The sequence below is a fragment of the Candidatus Paracaedibacter symbiosus genome (assembly GCF_000757605.1).
Taxonomy (GTDB): domain Bacteria; phylum Pseudomonadota; class Alphaproteobacteria; order Paracaedibacterales; family Paracaedibacteraceae; genus Paracaedibacter_A; species Paracaedibacter_A symbiosus.
In genome coordinates, this window is the sequence record NZ_JQAK01000021.1 from 3,439 (window position 1) to 4,175 (window position 737).

Genomic DNA, 737 nt, shown 5'->3' on the forward strand with positions numbered 1-737 from the left:
GGTGCGCTGCTGGCGTCCGGGATGGACGCGGGGGACATCCAGCGCATTGGCACCCGTGCCGTGGTCGATCCCGACCATCCGATGGCCGACGAGCAGGGCCGCGTGCACTACCCGGCGGTGGACATGGTTCAGGAAATGACCACGCTTCTGACCTCGAGTCGAGGGTACGAGGCCAACGTCCGCTCGTTCAACGTGCTTCGCAGCATGGTGCTGCGAGCTCTCGAAATTGGGGCCAAGTGATGGGAATCGAAGCCATCCATGCCATCACTGCAGGTGTGCCGGTCGAACAGGGATCCGGAGCTGCGGTTGCCAGAAGCGACTTCGGAGCCGTTGTCGCCGCCGGACTCGGCTCGGTCGATGCCTCCTTGAAATCCGCGGACCAGCAGGTTCGCTTGCTGGCATCCGGGCAGGAGGTTGCGCCACACGATGTAATGATCTCGCTGGAAGAGGCGAGGATGCATCTCATGCTGCTGTCCGAAGTCAGGAACCGCGTTGTCGAGGCGTATCAGGACCTTTCCCGGATGCAGCTCTAAAGGAATATGGACGTGGATTCGGCTATCGGTCATTTCAGGACGTTCTCGCCGCGCTCCCGCGTGGGCGTGATTGCGGGCGGAATCGCCATACTGCTTCTCACCGTCTTCGCCCTTTACTGGACGTTGCGGGCCGACAGCAGGGTGCTCTTCGCGAATCTGAGAGAGTCGGATGCGGCGGAGGTCGCCGTGGCTCTGGATGAGTGG

2 protein-coding genes and 1 pseudogene are annotated in these 737 nt (G+C 62.4%); all 3 read left to right on the forward strand.

Annotated elements, in window-relative coordinates:
- A partial coding sequence (locus IG80_RS12905; protein ID WP_032114221.1) for a flagellar basal body rod C-terminal domain-containing protein occupies nt 1–240 on the forward strand: 240 nt, incomplete at its 5' end.
- Nucleotides 240–533, forward strand: a complete 294-nt coding sequence (gene fliE / locus IG80_RS0111775) for a flagellar hook-basal body complex protein FliE (RefSeq protein WP_032114222.1) — start codon at nt 240–242, stop codon at nt 531–533. The genes IG80_RS12905 and fliE, both read left to right, overlap by 1 nt.
- Nucleotides 534–545: 12 nt before the next feature.
- Nucleotides 546–737 (forward strand): annotated as a pseudogene (locus IG80_RS16400) (hypothetical protein); the annotation flags it as partial.